General features: G+C 40.0%; 22 protein-coding genes. 7 read left to right on the top strand and 15 right to left on the bottom strand.

The genetic code is table 11. From position 1 onward, the window contains the following. Window positions 1-563 precede the first annotated feature (563 nt). The 4 genes from M2419_RS09930 to M2419_RS09920 all read left to right on the top strand — a co-directional run bounded on the left by M2419_RS09930 (window position 564) and on the right by M2419_RS09920 (window position 6,589). Window positions 564-941 (top strand): hypothetical protein, encoded by a 378-nt coding sequence (locus M2419_RS09930; protein WP_153845926.1) that lies wholly within the window; start codon window positions 564-566, stop codon window positions 939-941. Between the two features lie 107 nt (window positions 942-1,048). After that, a complete protein-coding gene (locus M2419_RS27380) occupies window positions 1,049-1,921 on the top strand; it encodes an efflux RND transporter permease subunit (protein ID WP_310441522.1) in 873 nt (290 codons plus the stop codon). After that, complete coding sequence (locus tag M2419_RS09925; protein WP_310441520.1) at window positions 1,918-5,445, top strand: CusA/CzcA family heavy metal efflux RND transporter; 3,528 nt, start codon at window positions 1,918-1,920, stop codon at window positions 5,443-5,445. The genes M2419_RS27380 and M2419_RS09925 overlap by 4 nt, the downstream gene beginning before the upstream one ends. Further along, window positions 5,438-6,589, top strand: a complete 1,152-nt coding sequence (locus M2419_RS09920; protein ID WP_153845924.1) for an efflux RND transporter periplasmic adaptor subunit — start codon at window positions 5,438-5,440, stop codon at window positions 6,587-6,589. The genes M2419_RS09925 and M2419_RS09920 overlap by 8 nt, the downstream gene beginning before the upstream one ends. Before the next feature lie 215 nt (window positions 6,590-6,804). Here M2419_RS09920 and M2419_RS09915 read toward each other — a convergent pair whose 3' ends face one another. Continuing rightward, window positions 6,805-7,608: a DNA alkylation repair protein gene (locus M2419_RS09915; protein WP_159726854.1), complete on the bottom strand. Its 804-nt coding sequence runs from the start codon at window positions 7,606-7,608 to the stop codon at window positions 6,805-6,807. Then, a complete protein-coding gene (locus tag M2419_RS09910) occupies window positions 7,605-8,240 on the bottom strand; it encodes a peroxiredoxin-like family protein (protein WP_153845922.1) in 636 nt (211 codons plus the stop codon). Before M2419_RS09910 ends, M2419_RS09915 begins: the two co-directional genes overlap by 4 nt. Before the next feature lie 93 nt (window positions 8,241-8,333). Between M2419_RS09910 and M2419_RS09905 the strand changes: the two genes are divergently transcribed. Then, a complete protein-coding gene (locus M2419_RS09905; RefSeq protein WP_153845921.1) occupies window positions 8,334-8,675 on the top strand; it encodes a helix-turn-helix domain-containing protein in 342 nt (113 codons plus the stop codon). 72 nt (window positions 8,676-8,747) lie between these two features. Here M2419_RS09905 and M2419_RS09900 read toward each other — a convergent pair whose 3' ends face one another. From M2419_RS09900 to M2419_RS09865, 8 genes are all read right to left on the bottom strand, one after another. Next, the gene (locus M2419_RS09900) at window positions 8,748-9,365 is read right to left on the bottom strand and encodes a trans-aconitate 2-methyltransferase (protein ID WP_153845920.1); all 618 of its coding nucleotides are present in this window, start codon (window positions 9,363-9,365) and stop codon (window positions 8,748-8,750) included. A 51-nt stretch (window positions 9,366-9,416) separates the two neighbouring features. Further along, window positions 9,417-10,220 (bottom strand): class D beta-lactamase, encoded by an 804-nt coding sequence (locus M2419_RS09895; RefSeq protein WP_194932868.1) that lies wholly within the window; start codon window positions 10,218-10,220, stop codon window positions 9,417-9,419. A gap of 321 nt (window positions 10,221-10,541) precedes the next feature. Continuing rightward, entirely contained in the window at window positions 10,542-11,192 is a 651-nt protein-coding gene (locus M2419_RS09890) for an HD domain-containing protein (RefSeq protein WP_153845918.1), read from the bottom strand. Window positions 11,193-11,288: 96 nt separating this feature from the next. Next, the gene (locus M2419_RS09885; RefSeq protein WP_159726856.1) at window positions 11,289-12,143 is read right to left on the bottom strand and encodes a helix-turn-helix domain-containing protein; all 855 of its coding nucleotides are present in this window, start codon (window positions 12,141-12,143) and stop codon (window positions 11,289-11,291) included. Between the two features lie 39 nt (window positions 12,144-12,182). Beyond that, entirely contained in the window at window positions 12,183-13,703 is a 1,521-nt protein-coding gene (gene eptA / locus M2419_RS09880; protein WP_159726859.1) for a phosphoethanolamine--lipid A transferase EptA, read from the bottom strand. Further along, window positions 13,690-14,523, bottom strand: coding sequence for a phosphatase PAP2 family protein (locus tag M2419_RS09875; protein ID WP_159726861.1), 834 nt, complete (start codon window positions 14,521-14,523; stop codon window positions 13,690-13,692). The genes eptA and M2419_RS09875 overlap by 14 nt, the downstream gene beginning before the upstream one ends. A 331-nt stretch (window positions 14,524-14,854) precedes the next feature. After that, window positions 14,855-15,781 (bottom strand): NAD-dependent epimerase/dehydratase family protein, encoded by a 927-nt coding sequence (locus tag M2419_RS09870; protein WP_159726863.1) that lies wholly within the window; start codon window positions 15,779-15,781, stop codon window positions 14,855-14,857. A 131-nt stretch (window positions 15,782-15,912) separates the two neighbouring features. Next, window positions 15,913-17,265: a Gfo/Idh/MocA family protein gene (locus M2419_RS09865; protein ID WP_153845913.1), complete on the bottom strand. Its 1,353-nt coding sequence runs from the start codon at window positions 17,263-17,265 to the stop codon at window positions 15,913-15,915. Window positions 17,266-17,460: 195 nt separating this feature from the next. Between M2419_RS09865 and M2419_RS09860 the strand changes: the two genes are divergently transcribed. Beyond that, on the top strand, window positions 17,461-18,261 hold the full coding sequence (locus M2419_RS09860) for a CPBP family intramembrane glutamic endopeptidase (RefSeq protein ID WP_153845912.1): 801 nt from the start codon (window positions 17,461-17,463) through the stop codon (window positions 18,259-18,261). 622 nt (window positions 18,262-18,883) lie between these two features. Here the strand turns inward: M2419_RS09860 and M2419_RS09855 are convergent. From M2419_RS09855 to M2419_RS09840, 4 genes are all read right to left on the bottom strand, one after another. Then, window positions 18,884-19,330: a VOC family protein gene (locus M2419_RS09855; RefSeq protein ID WP_088161445.1), complete on the bottom strand. Its 447-nt coding sequence runs from the start codon at window positions 19,328-19,330 to the stop codon at window positions 18,884-18,886. A gap of 81 nt (window positions 19,331-19,411) precedes the next feature. Then, window positions 19,412-21,646: a TonB-dependent receptor gene (locus tag M2419_RS09850; RefSeq protein WP_259254893.1), complete on the bottom strand. Its 2,235-nt coding sequence runs from the start codon at window positions 21,644-21,646 to the stop codon at window positions 19,412-19,414. Window positions 21,647-21,661: 15 nt separating this feature from the next. Next, window positions 21,662-22,369 (bottom strand): hypothetical protein, encoded by a 708-nt coding sequence (locus M2419_RS09845; RefSeq protein ID WP_182332162.1) that lies wholly within the window; start codon window positions 22,367-22,369, stop codon window positions 21,662-21,664. A gap of 999 nt (window positions 22,370-23,368) precedes the next feature. Next, on the bottom strand, window positions 23,369-23,740 hold the full coding sequence (locus tag M2419_RS09840) for a DoxX family protein (RefSeq protein WP_159726871.1): 372 nt from the start codon (window positions 23,738-23,740) through the stop codon (window positions 23,369-23,371). Between the two features lie 91 nt (window positions 23,741-23,831). Here M2419_RS09840 and M2419_RS09835 point away from each other — a divergent pair, with 91 nt between their 5' ends. Beyond that, window positions 23,832-24,197 (top strand): helix-turn-helix domain-containing protein, encoded by a 366-nt coding sequence (locus M2419_RS09835; protein WP_120336182.1) that lies wholly within the window; start codon window positions 23,832-23,834, stop codon window positions 24,195-24,197. On the opposite strand, the gene M2419_RS09830 is transcribed toward M2419_RS09835, so the two are convergent. Further along, complete coding sequence (locus tag M2419_RS09830; protein ID WP_153845907.1) at window positions 24,186-25,283, bottom strand: DUF2891 domain-containing protein; 1,098 nt, start codon at window positions 25,281-25,283, stop codon at window positions 24,186-24,188. The two genes, M2419_RS09835 and M2419_RS09830, sit on opposite strands and share 12 nt — an antisense overlap. Window positions 25,284-25,297: the final 14 nt, after the last annotated feature.

Genomic DNA, 25,297 nt, shown 5'->3' with positions numbered 1-25,297 from the left:
AAAGTTTCGAAGCCAATATGACCAACAAGTTAATACCCCAATTTAAGGCCTTAAAACATGAGATTGCGGATGGCTATACAGTTTATTAAGATACAAATTAGTCAGAACAAAAAGGAAGTAAACAAACAGATATGGCCATCTTTTTAAAATTTCTTTATAAGTCATTAGAATTCACGATATTTAAAAAAATAAACACCCTACCAGTATATGTTTAAAACATTGGTTATCCAATATCTGGGTAACCTTTTTTTTGCAAGAAGCAATCATGAAGCTGTCTCCCCATTACGTCATATTGAACAATACCCAAACACAGCTTGAATATTGTTCGACGGTCATTTAAATACTATAACGCACAAACGATTGCAACAAAGCCACAAAAACGCACAAAACAGTAAAACAGTACCCGATTGGCTCACATAGATTAATACTTGGATTAATACTTGGCCGTCTGAAATCGGCTCGTTATGGTATCGTTTCAAAGAAAGCTTCCCCTGCCCGATCGATCTGCATAATAAGTTATAGTTTTGTTGCGAAATTGATTGAACAACTGTATTTTTACAGGGGTGAAAAGATTTTTTCTTTACATATTTCTATTTTTGGTCATTGGAGAATCAACGATGCTGTCCCAGCTGGCGAAACTGCCCAAGCTGTATCAGCATTTTACAATCCATAATGAGATAGGTCCGCCCATAACCTTTGTGGAATTTCTTTCCATGCATTATTGGGGCCAGGATCTTCCTGACAACGATGAGCAGGAAGACATGAAACTACCCTTCAAAAAATACGATCTAACAGCATTTTCATTTGTCTTTGTGTCCAACCATAAGATTCATTATGTTAGACCGCATCAAGTCGCAGTGGATAGTGCTTTTGGTTTGCCTAAACCGAATAATTATTCCCGATCGTATATTTCCGCATTATTCCGTCCGCCTCAAGTCTAATTTATATTAAATCAGCATGTTAAAACAACCTGATTTTTCAAGTTGCAGATCTTTTTTTGTCCCAAAATAAGGTTTGCACGATTTCTTATAATTTAGATTTTACTAAAATGCTTAATAGAATAATACAATTCTCAGTTCGAAACAAACTGGCAATTGGTCTTTTTATATTGGTATGGGTCGGCTATGGCATCTACCAATTGACCAAGTTGCCTATCGATGCCGTACCAGATATTACGAACAATCAAGTTCAAGTTATCACAACCGCGCCCTCCCTTGGAGCCGAAGACGTTGAGCGCCTTATCACCTTTCCCGTGGAATTGGCTGTCAGCAATGTTCCCGAAATCAAGGAAAGCCGAAGTATGTCGCGGTTCGGTCTATCGTTAATAACCATCGTATTTGAAGATGGCACCGATATCTACTGGGCGAGACAGCAAGTCACAGAGCGTCTCGCACAAATTGAAATAAACGAAAATGCAAGTGCTCCTACACTCGCTCCCGTCACTACAGGACTTGGTGAAATCTACCAATATGTCCTCAAACCTCAAAAAGGTTATGAACAGACCTATTCGCTAGCAGACTTGCGCACCATTCAGGACTGGACCGTACGCCGTCAACTTCTCGGAACTCCCGGAGTTGCAGATGTTGCTACATTTGGTGGAGAACTCAAACAATATGAGGTTGCAGTAAACCCATCCAAGCTGAAAGCCTTGAATATCAGCATCAGCGACATCTTTACGGCACTCGAAAACAACAACCAGAATACAGGCGGAGCCTATATCGAAAAAGGCCCCGCAGTATTATATATCCGAAGTGTTGGCTTGACAAAATCCATAGCCGACATCAATAAAATTGTGGTCAAAGATAATGGTGGCGTACCGATCCTCATCCATCACGTTGCCGAAGTCAGGTTGGGCTCAGCGATCCGTTATGGCGCACTAACTATGGCAGGACAAGGCGAGTCTGCGGTGGTATTGTCATGATGCTCAAAGGTGGAAACTCTTCGGATGTGATCAAAATCGTCAAAGATAAAGTCGATCAAATTCAGAAAACACTTCCCAAAGGAGTCCTTATCGAGCCCTTCCTCGACCGCACGAAAATGGTAAACAACGCCATTGGAACCGTAGAACACAATCTCTTGGAAGGAGCTCTCATTGTCATACTGGTTCTTGTGCTGTTCCTAGGTAATCTGAGGGCAGGTTTAATTGTTGCTTCGGTCATCCCGCTATCCCTACTCTTTGCCATCAGCATGATGAACACATTTGGCGTCAGCGGCAACCTAATGAGCTTAGGAGCACTGGACTTTGGTTTAATTGTTGATGGTGCTGTTATCATTGTTGAAGCCATCTTACACCATATTCATTTTTCAAAAAAATATAAGGGCATCGACAGTTTATCCCAACAGGAAATGGACCAGGAAGTGACTTCTTCAGCCTCCAGAATGATGAATGCCGCAGTTTTTGGACAAATTATTATCTTGATTGTCTACTTGCCTATTCTTTCGCTTACTGGAATCGAAGGGAAAATGTTTAAACCGATGGCTCAAACGGTAGCATTCGCTATTTTAGGCGCTTTCATTCTATCTTTGACTTATGTCCCAATGATAAGCTCACTGGTGGTGAGCAAGAAGCTCAATCATAAACCCAATATTTCGGATCGGATTATGACCCGTCTCGAACGGGGTTATCAAAATGCACTCACTGGTGCACTTGCTATCCGTAAAATACTCGTTGCCATCACAATTGCACTTTTCGCTATTTCAATCGTTGTATTTTCAAAAATGGGGGGTGAATTTATACCCCAACTGGAGGAAGGTGACTTTGCTGTAGAGACAAGGCTGCTCGTTGCTACCAATCTCTCGACAACGATAAATGCAATTGATCGGGTTTCAGAAGCCTTAAAAAATCGTTATCCTGAAGTTGAAAAAATCGTGTCGCGGATCGGAAGCGCAGAAATACCAACAGATCCAATGCCTATTGAAGGTGGTGATATGATCATTGTCTTAAAACCAAAGTCGGAATGGAAAAATGCTAAATCATTTGTGGAGTTGGCAGGTAAAATGTCGGCAACAGCACAGGAAGTTATGCCTGGGATAACGACAGGCTTTCAATTTCCTGTACAAATGCGTTTTAATGAATTAATGACTGGAGCAAAACAAGATGTCGTGTGCAAGATTTATGGAGAAGATCTCGATAAACTGGCAAACTATGCGCAGCAATTGGGCGATATTGCAAAGACAGTAAAAGGAACTGCAGACTGGTACATCGAATCAGTCACAGGAATGCCCCAGATTGTCATAGACTACAACCGGGATGAGATAGCAAAATATGGTCTCGATATCGCTTCCATCAATCGTACTGTTAATTCGGCTTTTGCAGGAGCTTCCGCAGGCAAGATTTATGAAGGTGAAAAAAGCTTCGATCTTGTTGTGCGCGTAGGTAATGAAGGTCGCCGTAATATTGAAGATGTCAGGAATCTACAAGTAACGACCGCCAAAGGGATACAGATTCCACTTAGCCAGATTGCACATATTGATGAAGTAGAGGGCCCTAATCAGATCCAGCGGGAAAATGCGCGGCGCCGTATTATCGTGGGCTTCAATGTCAGGGGGCGTGATGTGCAAAGCATCGTGGAGGAACTGCAGCAAAAGGTTGCTGCGCAGCTTAAAATGGATACAGGCTACACATTGACTTATGGTGGTACATTTGAAAATCTGCAACAGGCCAAGGCCCGCTTGAGCATTGCTGTGCCCATTGCCCTGCTTTTAATCTTTGGTATGCTTTACTTTGCATTTTCGTCGTTAAAAGATGGCGCCTTGATCTACACTGCAATTCCCCTGTCGGCGATCGGAGGTGTTTTTGCCCTGGCACTTCGGGGGATGCCCTTTAGTATCTCGGCAGGCATTGGTTTCATTGCCCTATTTGGTGTTGCCGTTTTAAATGGCATTGTCTTGATCTCGGAGTTTAACCGTATAAAAAAGGAAGGAATTATTACCGACATGCAGGAACTGATTATGGTGGGCACTCGCAATCGTCTCCGACCGGTACTGATGACCGCCGCCGTAGCGTCCTTGGGATTTTTACCAATGGCATTGAGCAATGGTGCAGGTGCTGAAGTACAACGTCCACTGGCAACGGTTGTTATTGGCGGTTTAATCTCAGCAACATTCCTAACCCTCTTTGTTTTGCCCGCATTATATCTGTTGTTTAATAAAAAAAACAAAGCCCTTAGCAAACCAAATTCGGCTGTAACCAAAATAGTCCTTTTGGTTCTATTGTCTTGTTCCTTTTTTCAGGACGCTCAGATTTCGGCACAAACGATCAACAGCACACAGCATATATCTTTAGCGCAGGCCATACAGCGGGCAGAGCATAATAGTCCGCGTATCCAACAGCTCAGGATCAATGAACAAGCTAAGGAAAAATTGGCCAAAACCGGATTCGACCCTTCTAAATTAGCTATTTCAGGCGATTACGGTCATGTGAATAGTGCGTATACCGATAATCGCATCGGTATCAGCCAAACGGTTAGTTTTCCTGCTGTTTATAAAAAACAGACAGCAGTCTTACAAAACGAGCTCTCTTTGTCGCGTGAATCTACCAAGTTTAATCTCCTGGAGATTCGAACCGCCGTTAAGAGTCTGTATTTCGATTATCTGGCAATGGGCAAACGAAAGGAGCTCTTGTTACGCGCAGATAGTCTGTATCGTATTTTTGAAGCAAAGACAAGCAAACGCTTTGAAGTTGGCGCAGCAAATATCCTGGAGCAAACCGCAGCCCAAACACAGCGTCAAGAAATCAATAATCAATTAAAGCTGCTTCAAAAAGATATGAACATCATCCTGAACAGATTCAATTTCTTATTGCAGGACAGCATTCGTTACATCCCGGCCTCCGACACAATTAAATATCAAGAAGTTATGTCGATTCACCCGGACTTATCCAGTCAGGCTGAAGCACTTCCGGCCTATAAGATTGCGCAACTTCAGACACAGACAGCACATGCTCAATGGCAATTAGAGCGTTCAAAGTTGCTTCCTGAAATCACAATAGGATATAATAGTCAAACGTTGCAGGGGGTACAAACCTTCCGTGGTCAGGAGGTATTGTACCGTTCGTCCGACCGTTTGAGCTACTTCAGCGCCGGCATCAGTGTACCCCTATTTTTTGGAGCGCAGTCCAATCGAATAAACGCGGCAAAACTCGCATGGAAAGGTCAGTTGAAAGAACTTGAATACGTAAAAAGTGAATTGAAGACAGAATCAAACAATGCCATCGAGCAGGTTGAGAAGTTTAAAGAAGTACTAAAATATTATGAAGATCGTGGATTAAAGCATGCAGATACAATTTTTGTAACAGCCGACAAACAATTCGTCAATGGCGAAATAGACTACCTACAATGGGTCATTCTTGTCAACCAAGCCATTGGCATACAAAGCGAATACATCAATACATTAAACAGTTACAATCAAGCAGCCATCCAATTAAGTAAGTTATACAATGAATAAATCGTTAAAAAACACAGTATACAGTTTGATCCTTTTTTCCTTCGTTGCCTGTGCTCAAGGAGAAAACACCGAAAATAACAAGCCAGCGCCCGTGGCAGATTCTACACCTGTAGCGCAAAGTGTTCAACTTGAACCCAAACAGATTGCAGCAGCCGGTATTGTCATCGGACCCCCTACAATCGAAAATGTCAGTGGCAAAATTACATTACAGGGCGATGTCGCTGTTGCGCCGGAAAGCACTGTGAGCCTAAGTTTTCCCATTGGTGGCTATATTAAATCGACGACTATGCTCCCTGGAAAACCCGTGCGAAAAGGTCAGGTATTGGCAACTATCGAAGATATGCAGTTTATCCAGCTCCAACAGGACTATTTGACTGCACAGACAAATTATGTGCTCGCCGAAACAGAATATAAAAGACAATACGAGCTCAATCAAAGCAAGGCAAGCAGCGACAAGGTGTTCCAGCAGGCCAAAGCAGATATGGACCGTGAACGTATACTAATTCACTCATTGGCGGAAAAACTGCGTCTTATCGGAATCGAGCCGAAGAAACTGACGACGACAAGTATCAAAAAAGAAGTTCCTATATTGTCTCCAACGAATGGTTTTATCACCAAAGTGAATGTCAGTGTTGGGAAATACACCGCTCCCACAGATATCCTATTTGAGATTGTTAATCCATCAGACATGTATCTTTCCCTACAGCTGTTCGAAAAAGATCTGGCTAAAGTCAAGATAGGAAATACTGTTTCTGCGTATACCAATACGGAAGTCTCTCGAAAAATTCCGGCAACGGTCTTTCTTGTCAACCGTACTTTTGATGAAAATAGAATGGCCGAAGTGTTATGCCGTTTTCAAAAATCCGATGCTATTTTGACTCCAGGGATGTTCATGAATGCCGATCTTCATATCAATAATACCAAGGCAATGGTTGTACCAGAAGAGGCTATCGTACGTTGGCAAAATAAATATTTTGTATTTGTGCAACATAGCGCTGGTTCATTTCAAATGAATGAAGTAAAATTAGGTATCCAAGAGAACGGAAAACAGCAGATTCAGGCCGATAACATTCAACCGAACACACAATTAGCACTAAAAAATGCTTTCGCGTTACTAATGAAAGCACAGAATAAGGAAGAGTAAAATCATACGTATCGAATAAATCATTTCAAGTGATAGCCGCCATTTATGGTCCTTTTAAGAACAATGAATGGCGGCTTTTAATTTCGAATAAGCCGATCACCCATCTAAACTGCTTTAGTTAAAGTACGCAAACTCAGATTTATTGCCCTAAACTGAGGTCAAATGTCGCTCAAGCGGGCGATCATCATTTTTTGTTCGATAACTACCGGACATATTTATTTCAGGATAGTTCGAAGTGCTTTTCGAATGATGTATTGCGTTTCCTTGGTATCGCTTTCCTGTTCCCAGCGATTACAAAGTGCCCTAACAAAACCGGGTTGGCTTTTGCTTGCGTCATTCAGCCAATTTCCAACACTATCCTGAACATATTTTGAAGGGTCAGATTTTAGTGGTTCTAAAATAGACAAGGCTAGACTTGGCTCCTGCTTCAAGCGATCGATGTGCTTACACCATACGCCTCTCGGTCGGGTTGCCTCCGAAGCAAAACGTCTCAAATTTTCATCCTTCTCAATCGTCCATAGACTCAGACCGGCAATACTCCTTTCCAAGTCCAAAGCTATCCTATTACGTATCGCCATCCAGCTGATTTCTCGCACCCCAAAATGCCGATCTGCGGCAAAAGGACGCATTGACAACAGTAATTTCTCAATTTCAAGCTGCTTTTCATCTCCGACCGTGTAGGTTGCCCAGCAACGCACGAGATCTGCAGCATGATTGGATAGTATTGTCAGGAAGGTATTATCACGATATTGTGTGATCAGATCGAGCAGCGCCCGCCCGATCGTTTCATTGATGGAATTTACCGTCGGTTTCTGTAACTGATCGAGCAGTACCAAGATTGGTTTCAAGTAATGAATGCGCCCATTTTGCTGAAGGATATGCTCGAGTAAAAACCGTTGGTCAACAGCGAGCCACTCCATAAGATTTGCAGTTTCAATTTCTCCGCGGTTCAGACTGGCCAGGCAATCTATCGAAATATCCGCTATCCGTCTTGCTCCTTTACGTTGTATTTTACTCATAGCTGTGCTATTAACTCTTCAATATTAAGCCTATTCATATAGTTGACATCCATAAATCGATAAGATATCGTATAATCAGGATCGATCACAAAAACAGCAGGGACCGGCAGTATGTTGCTGTCATTACCATTGTAGGCGGACAAATTGATTCCCAAGCGCTCATAGCTTGAAATGGCATAATCCTGAAGTTCAAATGAGATGCCAACACTGATTGCCAAAGTATTATCTTCGTCAAACAACAACTCGAAATCCAAATTGTTGTCCTTCAGAAGTGCTTCGCTAAATTTAGGCACTTGTGGCGAAATTGCAAGAAGAGTGGCTTCAACAGCAGTAAAATGAGTCAAATTCTGTTGTAAAGCTCTTAACTCGAGATTACAGTAGGGACACCAGCTACCGCGGAAAAAGGCCACAATGACTTTTCCTTTGTTCAGAAGTTTTCCCAGCTCAATTTCTTCACGCTTCGAATTCACCAAACTAAAATCAGGGAACTTGTCCCCTATCTGCGGGCTCTTTTCGGTTAGATCCCCAGACTGTAGATCCTGAATCGATCTGCCAAATATTTCCTTTATTTCGAGAGGAAGAGTTGCTAAATTCGCATTTAATTTAGCAATTTCGTATTCTAAATTTTTCATGATGCTGTATGTTATTTCTGCAAAGTTTTAAAAGTAAATGCACAATCACAATACCGCATTTTATTATCCCTATGGGACAAAAAAGTCAATTTTATGCGTATAACAGAGAAAGCAATAAAACAAAAAATATGTCCATTGGAATTTGCCGTCAATGCGATTAGTGGGAAATGGAAAATTCCGATTGTATGGCGTATCAATGAAGGGGAAAAACGCCCAAGTGAAATGCTTCGTGGTATTGCAAAAGTTGATAGACGAGTGCTAAACCAACAATTGGGTGAAATGGTCAATGATGGCATTCTAACCAAACAATCTTTCCATGAGCTTCCTCCAAGAGTGGAGTATTCATTGACCCCCTTAGGGAAAAGTTTGATGGAAGTACTCTGGAAATTGAATGCTTGGGGAGAACTTTTATTGGAAAATTCCAATAAAAGTTAGCACAAACGGGCAGATTCGATCGACACAGCGATGCTCAATTTACGAGAGAAGTATTCGACCCTGCTATAACAGCTATTTGCGAAAACTGCAAAACACAAAACGCTGTTTCGTGTCGAAGGGTGTTATATGGTCAATATCTATACATTCAATTTTCCTAAAATATGTCTGGAACAAATCGCTTATCGATTGTGCTGAATATTGTTTAATTGTAATGCCACTGCATTTCGTTGGTCCCTGTTCAGAAAAGGTTCCAACAACCAAAATACCTCCCACTGCAATTGCTTGATCTGCGATTTCGATGTAGCGTTCAATCTCCTGGCGAACAGTCAAAAAATGAAATGTGGCCCGATCATGCCAAAAATCATATGGTGTATCGGGAACGAAGTCCAAGATATCTGAAACAATCCATTTGACTTTAGTCGCTTGATCCCCTAATCGCTTCTGCGCTCTTTCAATGGCAGCGCTGGAAATATCCAATACAGTAATATCTTCAAATCCTGCTTTTAATAAGAAATCAACCAGGAAACTGTCACCACCACCTATATCAATAATTTTAGCCTTTTTTGGAAGACTAGATTGATTTATAAAATGTAGTGATACTTCTGGGGTAGGCTGATACCAGCTAACTGATTCCAGCGGCTTATTTTCGTATATCTCTTCCCAATGCTTTTTTCGATTGAAATTTTCCATCTGTCTATTGTCCTGATAAAATTTATTGACTGATAACGATCAACCTTGGTTTTAGGGCAAAATCTTTAGATCCCTAAAAATTTTCCGTGTAATCGCCTTGCGGCAGCTCGAGAAATCAGGGCTGTTGAACTTCCGGTCCTGAATAAGTCGCGTTGCAAAGAAATAAACATTTTCCTTTTGTTCAACATAGCCTATCCACCATCCGGTGTTGATCTGATTGGCCATTGTCCAGCCCGTTTTAGACCGAACCGTATAGTCCGCGTTTTGTTCCGAAATCATGACACCTTTGACAATATCCATATTTCTTTTTGAAAATGGCAAATCTCCATCATAAAGCTTTTTCAAAAATTCAACCTGATTAATTGGTGAGATGCCCATTGGACCAAAATTCCAGAAGTCGGGACCTGATTCGGAAAGGTCCACATTCCCGTAGTTACAAGCTTTGAGATACTTCTGATAGACAGAACGATCAATTTTCTTCGCTAACTCGATAAAGGCCCAACCTGCAGACACCGCAAATGCTTCTTTTACACTGATATTTTTATAAATATCTGGTCGGTAGCCATATTTTAAGGTATCTGTTGATCCTGGCCATGGAACAATGCTATTTTCATCTTTGATCGTCTTCGTTTCCAAGGCAATCAACATATTTATAATCTTAAAAGTTGACGCAGGTAATGTTGCAACTTGTGTGTCCGATGTATCGGACAAAATCCAAGCTCTTTTGTTATTGTCATAAAGTGCAACAGCGCCCTTAACATGACACTCATCAAAATATTTTTGAAAGTCAGATCTAATGATCTTCTTCTCAGGATTTCGAGCTTGGGCCAACAAGTCAAACGAAATCACCGTCATTGTTATAAACAAAAGCGATTTGAAAACCATCCGATAAATACTATTTAAAACCATACGTTGATACCATTAAAAAGCCATTATACAAATTGAAACTTGAAAACTATACTAGAGTCTTTATAAAGTTAAGACATTAATTTAACGAATTTCAAATTCCAATAAATGATAGACATACAAAATGTGCTTTAGCTCGGTTAGAAGTCAGTCATCGATTATTGCAATAGTATTGAATAGGAGAAAATAGATCGGGACTATTGCTAAAGCAAGATAGCCCCGAAAGCTATGTGATCCGAGCCTGTTATTCAGTCCTCGGACTTAGACTTACTATTCAGACCAAGGCGAATGAAGAATACAATCGCAAAAGTTCTTTCGCTCAAAATTAGGGATCATAAAAGCGCACACATCTGCCTTTATATTGCCAAATGTGGTTTCTGTCTTATGCTCAAAACCTTCAAAAAAAGTCGGAATAATTTTCTTTTTAAAATTATCCCTAGGAAAGGCTTGAACAATCTCTTCTCTATTTTTGGCACTTAAATGCGCATAGCCCTCTCCCATCACATCAAGCCCAACGCCCGAGTACATCAGGGCAACTTCATTTTCTTTGTGTTCAGCAATTCCTATGCTTGTATGGAGTGCTATGGTATCCCATACGAGCTGTAATTTCGTCGACTCTACACCATGGCTTTTTAGAAAGTCTCGGGCGGCGTTAGCGCCATCCACTTCAAAACGAAGATCTGCACTGCTGTAATGCGATACTAAGCCCAAATCATGAAATAAGGAAGCTACATACAACAATTCACTGTCGTAGACCAAATTTTTGCGTTTTGCATTCAAAGATGAAAATAGGAAGACACGCAACGAATGGTTGTAGATAAATTCAGTACCATGTTCCAATAGTAATGCTGTCGCTTGCGTTGCGATTTTACTGTCCGGAATAACAATGCCGGCCACTTTTTTTAGATGATTTACTGCCATAACTTTAAGATATTTAGGACAAAGTTATGATGGTAACAGCCCCATAGGAATAGCAATAAGTACGTTTGAAATGTCAAAATTTACCGTGTGCAACTTTCAATCTGCATCAACAAATTGATTACGGTAGTTCAGGGGAGACAGTTTTGTATTCTTTTTAAAAAAATGACTAAATTGTTCCGCCGAATTAAAATTAAGTGAATAGGCGATTTCTTTCACTGTTATCGCACTAAACTGCAGCAATCGTTTCGCTTCTGCTATGAGCTGCCCATTAATGATCTCCTTCGCCTTAATCCCGCTACATCGTTTACAAAGTTCGCTTAATCTTCGTGCTGAAATATGAAGCATTTTGGCATAATCCGACACGGCATGATATTGATCAAACTGTGCACTGAGCATTTCCATAAATTTGCGATACAAGATGTAATCCTGACTATCGAAAGTTGCTTCCGCGGTCAGTTTAACGTTCGCAAGTTTAATCATAATAATTTTCAAAAACGCCGCAAGAGCATCCATCTGATTGATATACTGGGGACCACAATATTCCGACAACAGTGCATTAAATAGAAATAACAGCTCTACTACTTCGGTAGTATTAGGCTTCAGATATGGATTTGCACTGGTGTTATTGAACAATACAGCTTTACAGTTACTTGCGCTCGGAGGTATCTTTTGCCAAAAACAATCTCCAAAGGAAATGGAAAAACCCATTACCGAAGTCTGATCTGAAAAAGCATAGATCTGTCCCTTGGATAAGAGAAAAATGCTATTGTCATGTAGCTCAAATACATTATTATCAATAGAAAGATAGCCAGCACCGGTTTCGACAAAAAAAATACGATGATAGGTCAGTCTATTAAATGTTTCATGATCGTTAAGGTGGTGATCTATCCGACTTATAGAAAAAGAATCATCTATTACAGGTTCGATTATAATCTTCTTAGCTGATTTCATACTGTAAAATCAATAAACCTTGACAATCTCTTTTGCTCGCTATTTGAAAATATCCATATTCTCGTCATAGATAGGGCTCTTCATATCCAGAAATTTCAGCACACTATGAAATACATGATTTTGGGTCAAGGTTTTATTTGGTTTCAACTGTTTTGAATGATCAGACACCCAGACAATAAAAGGAATCTCGTATTGCTCTTTTGGTGCAATGCTCATCGGCAGTCCGTGCATATACAGGTTATTTTCACCCAGTGATTCTCCATGATCCGAGACGAACAACATGGCACTGTTATATTCCTTCAATTGCTTTAGATCCTCAATCAGATTATGCAAAATATAATCTGTATAAACAACGGTGTTATCATAAGCATTTATCAATTCTTCTTTAGAACAGTTCCCTAATTCAACACTATTGCAGACCGGCTTAAACTGCTCGAATTGAGCGGGATATTTCTTGCTATATGTTGGTCCATGGCTTGTACTTGTGTGGAGCACAACAAAAATCTTGTCTTTTTTACTGGATGATATCCGCTCCTTTAGACCTGTTAAAAGTACCTCATCGTAAGCACATCCTTCACCTTTACAGTTTGTAGCAAGTTGATCATTCGTTTCATATTCTTTAATATGTACAGGTGGCTCCCCCCAATTACTTGTTCGCCAGATCACATCGACATCATTTCTATAGAGGTAATTTGGCAGGATTTCGTACAAATCATCCGTATTTTTATGTTCCAAAATACATTTTACTCCAGCTGTCGTATAGGTAGAGCAAGAAGTTGCGTCAAAATGATAAAGATTGGGTGTTTTGGAAAGCAGAGGATTTGTATTCTTCTGATAGCCATACAACGAAAAATTATCTCTTCGAGCAGATTCACCTATAACAAGTACAACTACTGTCTTTTTGTGGTCAGTTATCGTCGCATCCGGCAATAAAATCTCTTTCTTATTTTTTTGATATTCATGAATATAAAAGCGCGAAATATTGACGGTATAAGACCAAGGCATGGCAAGTGCACCCAAAGTCTTCGAATTCTTATCGATCCACAACCAATTAGTCGCATTGGCAAATATTAAAATAACGATAAATAATAACGAAAGTGAGGAAGTGATAAAAAATTTCCTTGGTTTATCCTTTATTATTTTAGCTTTAATGATGAAGATACTGGGTATAATACCGAGAAACACGAGATAGACGATCAGTTTCAGGGAAAAGAAACCGCTGGACTCGGAATATCGGGTATTCAAGATATTACCGATCATTGTTTCATCCAAAATAACGCTATAGGTGTTAACAAAATAAACGGCGACTGAATTGATCAGAAAGAACAAAACAAGTATGGATTTCCCGAAGCGACGTGACGCCGAAAAAAATAGATAAAGTACAAAAGCATTCATCACCAGCATCAGAACCATTAAACTACCGATCAGAACAATACCCCCAAAGCTGCTGTAATCAACATTATTAAAAACAAAAGTATAAAATGGAAAATGGAAGAATATAAAATTCAACACACTCATGAAAAGGACAAAATGAATTAATTTTAAGCTATTTTTTAGCATAAACCGTAATGATTTTATAAAGTGCACTAATTAAGCAGATAAATGTAAAATAAAATATTAGCAAATTATCATTAATTATTCTATTGATCAATACAATACTGAAAACGAGGAACAATAATATGAAAATTGGATAATACCGTTTGTTGTTGACCCAATTCCATGTTTTAAATTCCCTGCTAAAAAAAATTCCGAACAGCCCCGAAAGATATCCAATAATACAGCCACAGACCACGTCTAATGGATAGTGTGCCCCCAATGCGACGCGAGATAAAGCAAGCATTAACCCAATAAATGTTAAACCTAAAAACCACATTATTTTATAACTCAATCGTTGCGGCATAAAAGCATACATGATAACGGTCAACGTTGTAAATATCGTGATGGAATGGCCAGAAGGCAAGCTATTGTTCCCCAGAAGCATCTTACCGGTAATCAAAAAACTAGTATGATTAAATACTGCTGCGGGTCGTGGCACAGCAAATAGTACTTTTAAAAGGATCGAAAAGAAGGCAGAAATTAGAGATGCTGATATTAACGCCTCCCATAATTTAGGACCATAGCGCAGAAAGACACTCAAAAGCGAGAGACTGATTAAACAATCTCCAAACTGTGTAAAATTGGACTCAAGATTTGGATATCGCCCCAGATAAGCATTTATCGCGAAAAAGCTACTCTTCTGAATGACGGTATAGCCATATACATTCAATGCATGATTAAAATAAAGAAATAGAATGAGCAGAACTAGCAGAATTATAGGTAGAAAGAACAACGATTTTCTAAGCCTAGCATAATTATGGATTATCGCCGAATTAATATTCATCTCGCACGCGTCTTTTTAAACGCGTAAAGAACGGAACGAATTCTGTAGAAATTTAGAATTTACAAATGCAGGGTAGGTTTTCTTATTCCGTGCCCATTATTGATTCACTTGCTCCTCAAAAAAAGCTTTATCATAAAAGGAAACCGATATTCAACGTATTTTGCTTCATCTCAGACCACAAGGCTGAAGATCGGTTTCCTTATCTTACAGTTTTCCCAGCAGCTGTGAAAAAGTGCTGATGACCAAAGTTGGCTCCTTAAGCATAATATTATGACCAGATGCGGTTGTTGCCAGGTGAACAAAGTCGCTTGCGCTCTCATTTATGCATAAGTTAAAACTTGTCTTGCTGAATCTGTTCGATTCCTTGCTCGTAAGAAGTAACCTCAAATTCAGGAAATCTATTTCTAAACTTTGAATCATCAAATAGATTATTGTGTTCGTATCGTGGAAGAAGTTCCAAAAACTCCTTTAACCGCTTATTGAACAGAGCCCCTATTTTAAAGATAAATTTGGGAACTACAGTATATTTGAATTCCCTACCGTAAATATCTGCTGCCATTCTGATAAACTCCCGGTAAGTGGGATGCGCTTTATCCACGGGCAAATGCCAGGTCTGTCCATATGCATCGGGTGTATTTCCGATAAGTGCAGTTGCTCGACTTGCGTCGGGAGTCCAAATCAAACTTCGTTTTTTATCGACCCGTAAAGGCACTTTCAGTTTTTTATCCGCTTTGATGTTATCAAAAATTAGGGTATTGGTAATGCTTTGTGTTTTGCCAGGACCATAAAATTCAGGCGCTCGACAAATAACGGCTTCAAGCTGGCCCGATGCTATCTCAGCAAGTACCATTTCTGCCATGTTCCGCCTCACTTTCCCCTTTCTTCCAACAGGAGCAAAGGTACTTTCCTCCGTCAAAACACGATCGTCTTGAGGATACATATATGTATTATCAAAAAAGACAAGCTTAGTACCATTGATCTTACAGGCATCAATCACATGACGAATAATAGCTGGAAACTGTTCCTCCCATAGATCCGAACTTATAGGAAGCCCTAAAGTGAAATAGGCAATATCACTCCCCTTCACCGCCTCGATTGCCTGTTCACGGATCGATAGATCCGCAGAAAAAACTTCGTCAGTATCATTTACTTTTTTTGCGTTTCGACTGACTATGCGGATAGCAGAAGTAAAATTTCGCTTTAGCTCGCGCGCCAGTTCTTCTCCAATTTGTCCATTGGCACCCAATATAGTCTGCATAATATTCCTTTTTCTATGTTGTGACCATCTGATACCAATATATTGATATTTGTTCAATTTACCGCACCGTTTCGGTTCAATACCGAATAACTCCCGACCTCAACTTTGCTCAGTGCCCATGACCTATGCTATTAAGGATGTTGCCATGGACTGCGATACGGTCTTTGCAGTAATTGAGTTGCTTCAGGATCATCGACACATATTTTTTGTATTGGATCATAAATCAAGGGGCGATTCAACTGCATCGACAAGTTCGCCAAAATGCAGCTTGCGGTGGATATATAGCCTTCTTCAATATCCGCTACAGGAAGATGATTATTTTCAATTGCCGATAAAAGGTCAAGCATATGTTGTCTCGTTGCAGGCGCTGTATGCAATTCGATTCGGTGCTCCGTCAAATCTTTGGGGAACTTCTCCTTTTCTAAGATAACATCCTGTCGAATTGGCTTGCCTTCTCCGATTGGAATAAATTCATATTTCATCACGCTTCCCTTTAAGGTACCCTTGTCACCATATATCACAAATGCCCAAGGGTATTCAGGGTCTGCTGCTGCCCCCCATGTCCTATGCTGCCAGACACAATTAAGATCTTCGTATTCAAATAAGGCTGTCTGCGTATCCGCGATCGTCGATTTCCCTCCTTTTTGCACATAAATACCACCTTTCGCATGTACGCTTTTGGGCCATTTAAGCTGCAGAAGCCAACGCACAGTATCAAACATATGCATTCCCATATCCCCGGTTATTCCATTCCCATAGGCCATAAAAGTTCGCCACCAGCCACCATGAGGCAAACCATCATAAGCCCGCAAAGGTGCTGGTCCGGTCCAAAGTTCGTAATCCAGGAAATCTGGAACCGGCTCGATCGGTGGATTGCCGTTCTTTCGCATATGATAATAGCAGCACATTTCCACATGCGAAATCTTACCAAGTAAGCCACTATCGATCACTCGCTTCTTGGCATCAATGAGATGGGCTGTACTTCTCCGTTGTGTTCCCACTTGAACTTTCCGGTTATATTTTCTTGCCGCACGCCATATAGCATCCCCCTCAAGCACATCAACACTGATCGGTTTCTGCAAATAGAGATGAGCACCCGAACGCATCGCATCAATTGCCTGTCTGGCGTGCCAGTGATCTGGTGTTCCAATGAGAATGAGATCGAATTTATGACTGGCGAGCATTTCCCTATAATCTTTATACAGTTTTGGAACTTTTTTTGAAATTTGACGCTCACTAACCAGCCGCCCAGCTTCCTGCAGCTGATTGTCGTCGACGTCGCATATGGCGATGACATCGACATCCCGAACCTGAATTAAACGGAATAAATCACTTTTCCCATACCAACCTGCACCAATCAATCCGACCCGAAAATTTTTAATCGCATCACGAAATGAAAGCCCCTTAACTTCTAAGGCTGATAAAGTTAAAACTGCCCCCGCTCCTTGAATAAATTTTCTCCGATTTAGATTGACCATAGCCATAATTCATTGGTTTATTGCCTAATATAAGAAAAAACAAACGATAAATCAACCTGTTTTAAGAGGCAACATGCGTTGTAAACAAAAGAACCTACCTACAGGAACAAGACCTGCACTTTAAGATCAACAAGTAGCACAGCATTTTTTTTCATTTAAGCCAAAATAGCGTAAATTCATATCGAGCTAAACAATTAAGACATGAAAAGAGAAATGGTATTTTTGAAAGTAATATTATTTTACTTTGCCTCCCTCGTGGTGTTTGCTTTCGCTGCAGGCATAACCAAACAAACAATGTTCCCCGATTTACTTTCACTCAGCCTCGCGACATTCCTCAGCTTGGGTTTAGTTTACCTGTTTAAAGCTTGGGATAAAATTAGTTTTTCTCAAATTGGGTTAGGATTTAACAAAAAGAGTGTGCTCAATTTTAGCGCTGGCTTATGCTTAGGTATTGTTATGGTCGGCCTTATGGTTATAATACTAACAAATTTTGCCGAAGTATCTTTTAAGAAACAGGCATTTATCGACACTAAATTATTGGCAATACATATTCTTCTTTACTTTTTCGTCGCCTGTCGGGAAGAGTTGGTTTTTAGAACCTATTTCTTATGGCGCCTGAAAGATAAACTCGGCACTGTTGTAGCCTTTTCGATTATGGTACTTGTTTTTATTTTAGAACATTTATTTACCGGTTTTACACTAAAGGCGGCAGTACTGGGTTCAGGACTTGGAGCTGTACTTTTTGGTCTTGCTGTACTAAGAACCCGCAATATTGCACTATCTATTGGACTGCACTTCGGCTGGAACCTAACCCATTGGGCTTTGGGGTTTAAAAATAGTACAGGGTTATGGGTAGAAAGTGTTGCAAAGGGCAGTGAACATCAGTCTGAAAACATCGCGTTTATTGCCTATACCATCGTAATGCTTTTAGGTATTCTGATCGTCTATATGCTATCAAAAAAAACATCGTTTCAGGGGAACAATAGTAGCCCGATCGATTAATCCAAAAATCGATGCACAAACCATCGTTAAAAGCTTTTGCCAACATATAATTCCCTTTTTTATATCGACTATCCTGTAGACACGAAGCTACAACAATCAGACTCACTGCAAGTTCTAAAAATAAAGGCACGGCTTTTGTAAACTACTAAGTAAAAAAAAGTATTATGAGAAGAACGCCTTACACCACATCTGTTATTATATTGCTCGTCCTATGTGTGATTGTACTAATGACCACATGTTCAAAAATTGCCTAAATTACATCCAGTTTGGGCAAAATTGTAAAACCAGTCATGAACGTAATGACGAGTTCATCATTGAAAATAGAGTCTAAAAAAATAGATTCTTAGGCCTTCCCCATGGCTTTCATCAAGCAGATAAATTTCACTTTATTGATCAGGAAAGAACACAATCCGAACAGATTGTGCTAAACTTCGTTATTCCCACACGTATAATTACAAAAAAGCCCTAGAGCGGGGAACTCTAGGGTCTTAGCCATATATTAACCTATTTTATGAAAAGTATTTGTATCAATAACGTCTTAGTTTTCTATTTATTTTGTACAACATAGAAATTTCTTAAATTTTCTTTTTTTTCGCACAAAGGTTCGATTCAATCATTTACCTTATAGAGGTTGGGCTAAACCAATCAATAATCCCTCTACTCCTCTTAGATAACAAAGGCGATAAGCATTTTCGTATTGTACCACCTCCCCTACGAGGACAGCGCCATGATTGCCAATTAGCCTCCGCAGTACATCATCTAGATCTTCAACCGTAAACATTGCCCGCAAATAGCCCAAGGCATTGACCGGAGCATTTCTATGATCTGCAATTATCGCTGGATCAATAAATCTTGAAAGCTCCAATCGGCTATGTCCATCTGGTGTCACCATCATGGCGATCTCCACATGCTGCGCACCGAGACCAGTCACTCTACCTGCCCATTCACCTTCAATCTGTGCTCTCCCTTCCAGATATAAACCAAGTTCTGAAAAAAACGAAATCGCGTTGTCCAACGACTCCACCACGATACCCATATTATCCATTCGAAGTAACTTACTCTTTTCCATAATACATCATTATTTATAAGGAGTTATAATCTCTATTAAAGATACAAAGGAAAATTTTAAAGCTACCATCGCGCCCAGTCTTTAGAATTTATAACTCAGACCCGCTTTTACCATAAAAGGTGTTCCAGGAGTGAAATGCAATTCAGAAACGGACTGCTGTTCATTTCTTAATCGAGTCTCGGTCTCAAACTGCGCTTCATTCCACTTGGTGTCAAATAAGTTTTGGATCTGCACCAAAAAATTCCATTTTCCCAGGCCATAGTTTAGCAGGAGGTCATTGACAAAATAACCTTTAGCACGTACCGAATTATCTTCTATCGCTGGTTTTGTATTCATATAACGATAGCGCAAATTGGCCGAAATGCCAAGCGGTAACTTCACAGATACCCCTCCTGTACTTGTTAAAGAAGGCACCAGCGGGATATAGTTTTCGCCTTTAGGTTCGTCAATCGCCCGCGCGTAAGCATAATTTATGTCGCCGTCAAAATATAACCAAGGGGTAGCTTGATAGCGTAAACTCAAATCTGCCCCCAGACGTTTCGTTTTCCCTGAAGGCTCTACGACAGCTTCATCCCCGACATACACAAATTCTTGCTGAAGGTATAACCCCCATAAAGCAGGCTGAATAAAGAGGTTATCAGTTGGCTTCCAGATCAAGCCAAGATCTGCACCATAGGAAATAGGCATAATATCTTTTCCATGTTGTTCCATCACCACGCGGATATCATTGGAATGAAATCCCATACCCGTTTTCAAATATAATTGTGCGCGATGACTGAACGTATATCCAAAATTAAGCTTTGGACTAATCCTTGTCGCGGAAGCCTCTTGTCCGGCGGGGTCACTTTTCAGCTTATCATGCAAGTTGAAAATCAAATGATCGACACGTATTGCAGGATTAATAGTCCATTTACCAATACGCCAATCCAGATTACTATAGGCATGCAGATTCATTTCTACGCCCGAAATATGCGAAAGCCGATCCAATAATTCGTCGCGCTGATAAACATGGTTCAGTTGAAGATCTTTGATATCGTCCACTCGGAGTCCAAAACCCGATGTCCAAGAAAGCTGACTATGATCAAACTGAAATTGGTGATTGTATTTGTTTTCAATCCCGTACAGGTATCGATCATCAACCTGTTCTATCTCATCGCCATGAATGGGATCTTTCAGAAAAAAAGTGAAATCGGAAAACAGCTGAAATTTATAGCGCGACAAGTAAACATTGCTTTCCCAGCTTTCCTGATCACTGATCAGCGCACGATATTGCATCGCCAAATTCATGCGGGATGTATTTCCGCCTTCAGTAGAATCGATCGACCCCCAACGGCTAATCAGTCCCTGCCGAACGGCCCGCTCCGGAATCTGACCCGATGCATTCCAACCCGAACTGAATATTGACCCCTGGAAATTGATATAATGTTTCTCATCGATCCACTGATTATACTTCGCAAATAGATTGACACGACTAAAATTTTGCTTGATGTCAAAAGGACCATTCGAATAATTGAACTCACCTGCAGCATAGGCATACTTATTCTGCTCATGGTTATTCACCAGATTAAGCATGGCTACCGTACGCCAGGAGTCAAAAGACCCCCCTTCAACCTTAAAAAGATTATGATCCAAATGATCCAAAGTTGTAAAATTAACATAACCCGATGTATTCAGATCACCTTTGTCTGCATAATAGGCCCCCTTGCCAAAATCAATATCTTTAACCGTTTCTGGAATAATAAAATGGAGATCTGCATATCCCTGACCGTGCGCATGAGAGACCATATTAACTGGGATACCATCTGCAGTAATGGCAATATCTGTACCGTGGTCATTATCAAATCCACGTAAAAATATCTGCTCAGCCTTTCCACCGCCGGCATGCTGTGCTATAAAGAGCCCAGGAACTTTCCGTAATAGATCTTGCGCCGAATTAACAGGAATCTTACTTAAATCAACTTTGCTCAATGTTTTACTGCTATTGAATGCATCCACCTGAATTTGACTCAACTGCACTTCATTTTTTTGCATCTCGATTTCAATAGGAGACTTTGCTTCTTTTAGGATGTACATCTGATCGAGATAGCCTATCCTACTCAACAGTAAGGTGTCCGGAAATGTTCCCGGCTGTACGGAAAAAGCACCATTCAATGCGGTATGACTATGCTTTATTCCACGTTGGTAGCGTATATTGACTTCTTCTAATTGCTGTTTACTATCCTTATCTTTCACAGTTCCCTGAATCACATGTTGCTGTGCATAACTGTGGGTCGCAGCCAGTAGGCCTATAAAAAAGGTGATTTGACGTTTGTTCATATAATATTTAAAAAATTACCATCCCAGAAATAACATGCCCGCACCGCAAATTGACAGGACAGCGCCACTAATGGCGTGTACATATCGATCAAGTTTTTCGGTATTGAGCAAGTTATAACCATAAATTCCCAACAAGACCATTCCGACCATAGTTACCACTGTCGTGATGGTAAAAGTGCTAATCAGGGTAATCACCTCCGCCATTGAGCGGTGTGCACCTGAAAAGAATAAAAGTGGAATCAATGGTTCCGATGGTCCCATGACGAAAATTGCAAATAATACCAAAGGCGTTACCTTCGTTTTTTGATGATGGTGATGCCCTGATGCGCTTTTCCCATGGGTATGTTCATGCACATAAACTTCATCGCCCAGCACATCAAAATGCTTATGGGAATGCTTCTTAGACATTTTCCAGATCCCGTAAATCAAATATCCAAGTCCAAAAATAAATAGTGCCCAACTCGAAACATTGCCACGCACGTCCTGTAACCAGCTGATTTTATTGAGCTGCCATCCAAGATAAACGCCAATAATCCCCAGGATGACCGAACTGAAAACATGCCCAAGTCCACATATAATTGTCCATAATATAGTTTTCCCCAACGACCATTTTTTCGATTTGGACAATACAATAAAGGGCAGATAATGGTCGGGGCCCGATGCAGTATGAAAAAAACTGATCGTAATAGCTGTAATAGCTAATGCGTAAAGTGTTGTGTTCATATAAATAATTTAATAGCAAAGCAGATGATTAAGCCGCTTTCTTCAAGCAACGATTTGTTACATAGGTTATATAGCCGTGTTTCGACTCAACCGATGATATTCACCAAAAGAAAAAGGGATTTAACCGAAAATTTTAAAGGAATGGTATAGGATACACTTGTCTGGTAGTCTGTTAGACAAATATTTATTTTGGAGTTCATAAAAACTATGCCACGACTTCTTATCCGTAAATAGCAAGAAAATAGGCAGAATCAGTCCCAAAGCACAGAGCCGAACGGCATATGCTAAATGTTGATCATAACTCAATTCGAATGAGCATTCTTCGATCGACCCGACATAAAAATCGAAATGAGATTGTGATGAAGCTATTGACGGTTTTGACGCGTTTTTATAGGCAGCATGTGAAAAGACATCCTTGTTTATTTTACCTGTAAAAAATATACAGGAAAAAACAATGGGCAATAACATTAAAAGATGTCTTATATACCTATACATAGCATGTCACATCCCTATGGGATTGATAGATCAAATTTATTATAAGTTTGACCTTATAGAGTAGCACAAATCTTGAATTTTATAGCCTTTTTATAACCTAGAAAAAGAAAAGACAGCTAGATAAATAAGACAAAAACTTCGCTTAAACCGATAATAAACCAATAAAATATAAAAAAACAAGGCTTTTACGAATAAACCAACAGACTCAAACTAGCACAAATCACGATTTCATATTCTAACCTATTATTCATTTATTTTGTGGCTATCGGCCATAAATAAACAAGGATAGTCCAGATTATTTATAGCGAAAGCATGTATAGCAGTACATGAATCCAATAACCTCACAGGAAACCGACTAGCCATCCCGCTTATAATTTAAATTCATTAGGCTATCCCCTGTATCTTAAGCTCCAGTTTCATCGGAATAAACACAAGATCATCAGAAAATTAAGCCGCAGAAATGACCTAAATTTTCTGACGATCATACTTAAGCGGATGCAAGATTTAAAGTATAATTTTAAAGGTTCTGTCTGTGGCCAACAGTAAAATACTGAGTATGCACATAAGCAATGAGTTGTAGAAATGATGATATTCCTGATGTGCCATATGCGCTGTAAATGCTGCTACTGCAAACGGGAACAATACCAGTACTGCCCCATTCTTAAATTGCGGGTTATACAAACCTATTAAGAGCAATACCACTCCTATAAGTTCACCTATTCCAATAATGACCGTCCAAGTCTTATTAAAACCCAGAGACTGCATGCTTTGCATCATGGAGCTTTTCTGAAACACTTTGAACAATGATGCATAACCAAATACATAAAGGTAATACGCATAGCTCAACCAATGAGCGACTGATTTAATCATTTCCATTTTATACTTTTTGTTTTCCTACAAATTTCTTTATTAATTTGCATGAATAACAGTACATACAAGATTGTATGATACCAACAAAAAAGTTCGTATGAACACGCGAAAAGAGAATTCAACCAATCACATCAATGAGCTATACTGGAAAGATCGTTGTGGTATTGCATTTACCTTAGCCACCATAGGTGGCAGATGGAAAATCAACATTCTTTCCTATCTGCTAAATGAAGGTAAACTCCGCTATAGTGAGTTGCGAAAAAGGCTCGTAGGCATATCAGAGCGTATGCTGATTGCTAAATTAAAGGAGCTGGAACAGGACAACCTGATCACTCGAATAGTATATCAACAAGTCCCGCCAAAGGTAGAATATGAATTAACTGCGCTCGGCCGTTCACTCGAGGAAATATTAACACTAATGGATAAATGGGGAGAAGATAATCTCCCCGAATCAATGCTTTGATAGTGCATAGAGTGCAAATGTACCTAACCAATGTGACCCCATATAATCATCCTTGGTGGTAATATTGGGCAAAGAGTACTTTAAATGTTTATTTGCCAACTTATGCAAGTAACTTAACTCAGGCAGCGCTTTTGCGATACCGTTTAAACAGTTTGCGCGACTAAAATTAAGTCCATCCAGATGGACCAAATGTCCGTCTGTTCGATCTTTCACGATACCTGGTTCTAAATTGAAATCGGGATTAAACAGATCTGGCATAAAATCCTTTAACCATTTACGGTAATCCTCCTGTTGCAACACCAAACTCATACAGAGGGCTTCTTCAAGACAAGGAGAAAGAAAGTCGCTTCCACTTGGCTCAAAAGAAATGTTGCAGTTCTTATCCTGACTATATAAACGAGAAGCATTCGTCATTAATGATTTTTCAAACGTCACATTTCCTGTACTTCTTGCATAGTCCAGGGACAGAGAAAGGCCAAATGCCGAATTATCATGATACCCTGTTCTAATCGGATAGACTAATTTGGGCAGATATTCTTGATAAGATTTTACAACGTGTTTCACCAACGGTTCAAGATTCGATGCCCAGCGTTTTGCATCTGTATCTTCCCAAGTTAATAATTCCTTCTGCAGCTGCAACAACCAGGCCCAGCCATACGTACGCTCAAAGTTCTTATTGTTCTTATCTTGAAAGAAATCTAATTCAACAGCCACATTTTCCGCTGTAATATTTCGGTTCAATTGGCGGCGAATTTCACCCGAACTGTCCAAATTTGGAAATTCCTTCAAAATATGCACAATTGACCAATATCCGTGTACAGAAGAATGCCAGTCAAAACAACCGTAAAAAATTGGATGTAATGTGCGCGGTGCTTTTAGATCACTATCCCTCCCGAGTACCTGCCCTAACTTATTGGGATACTCCACTTCGATGCAATGCAATGGCAAACTGAGCAAATGCTTGGCTTGGACACTATCCAAGGTCAAGGGCTGATCATTTGAACTCGTATTTACTTTGATTTCCGAATTATTTTGACATGCAGCGAAAGCAACGGATAGGCAAAGGATTCCTATTATTTTTTTCATAAACCTCTATTCTA

Source organism: Sphingobacterium sp. BIGb0116 (assembly GCF_024808035.1).
GTDB classification, from domain to species: domain Bacteria; phylum Bacteroidota; class Bacteroidia; order Sphingobacteriales; family Sphingobacteriaceae; genus Sphingobacterium; species Sphingobacterium paramultivorum.
Note: the sequence above shows the minus strand (reverse complement) of the source record. Positions and strands in the feature narration are given on the sequence as shown.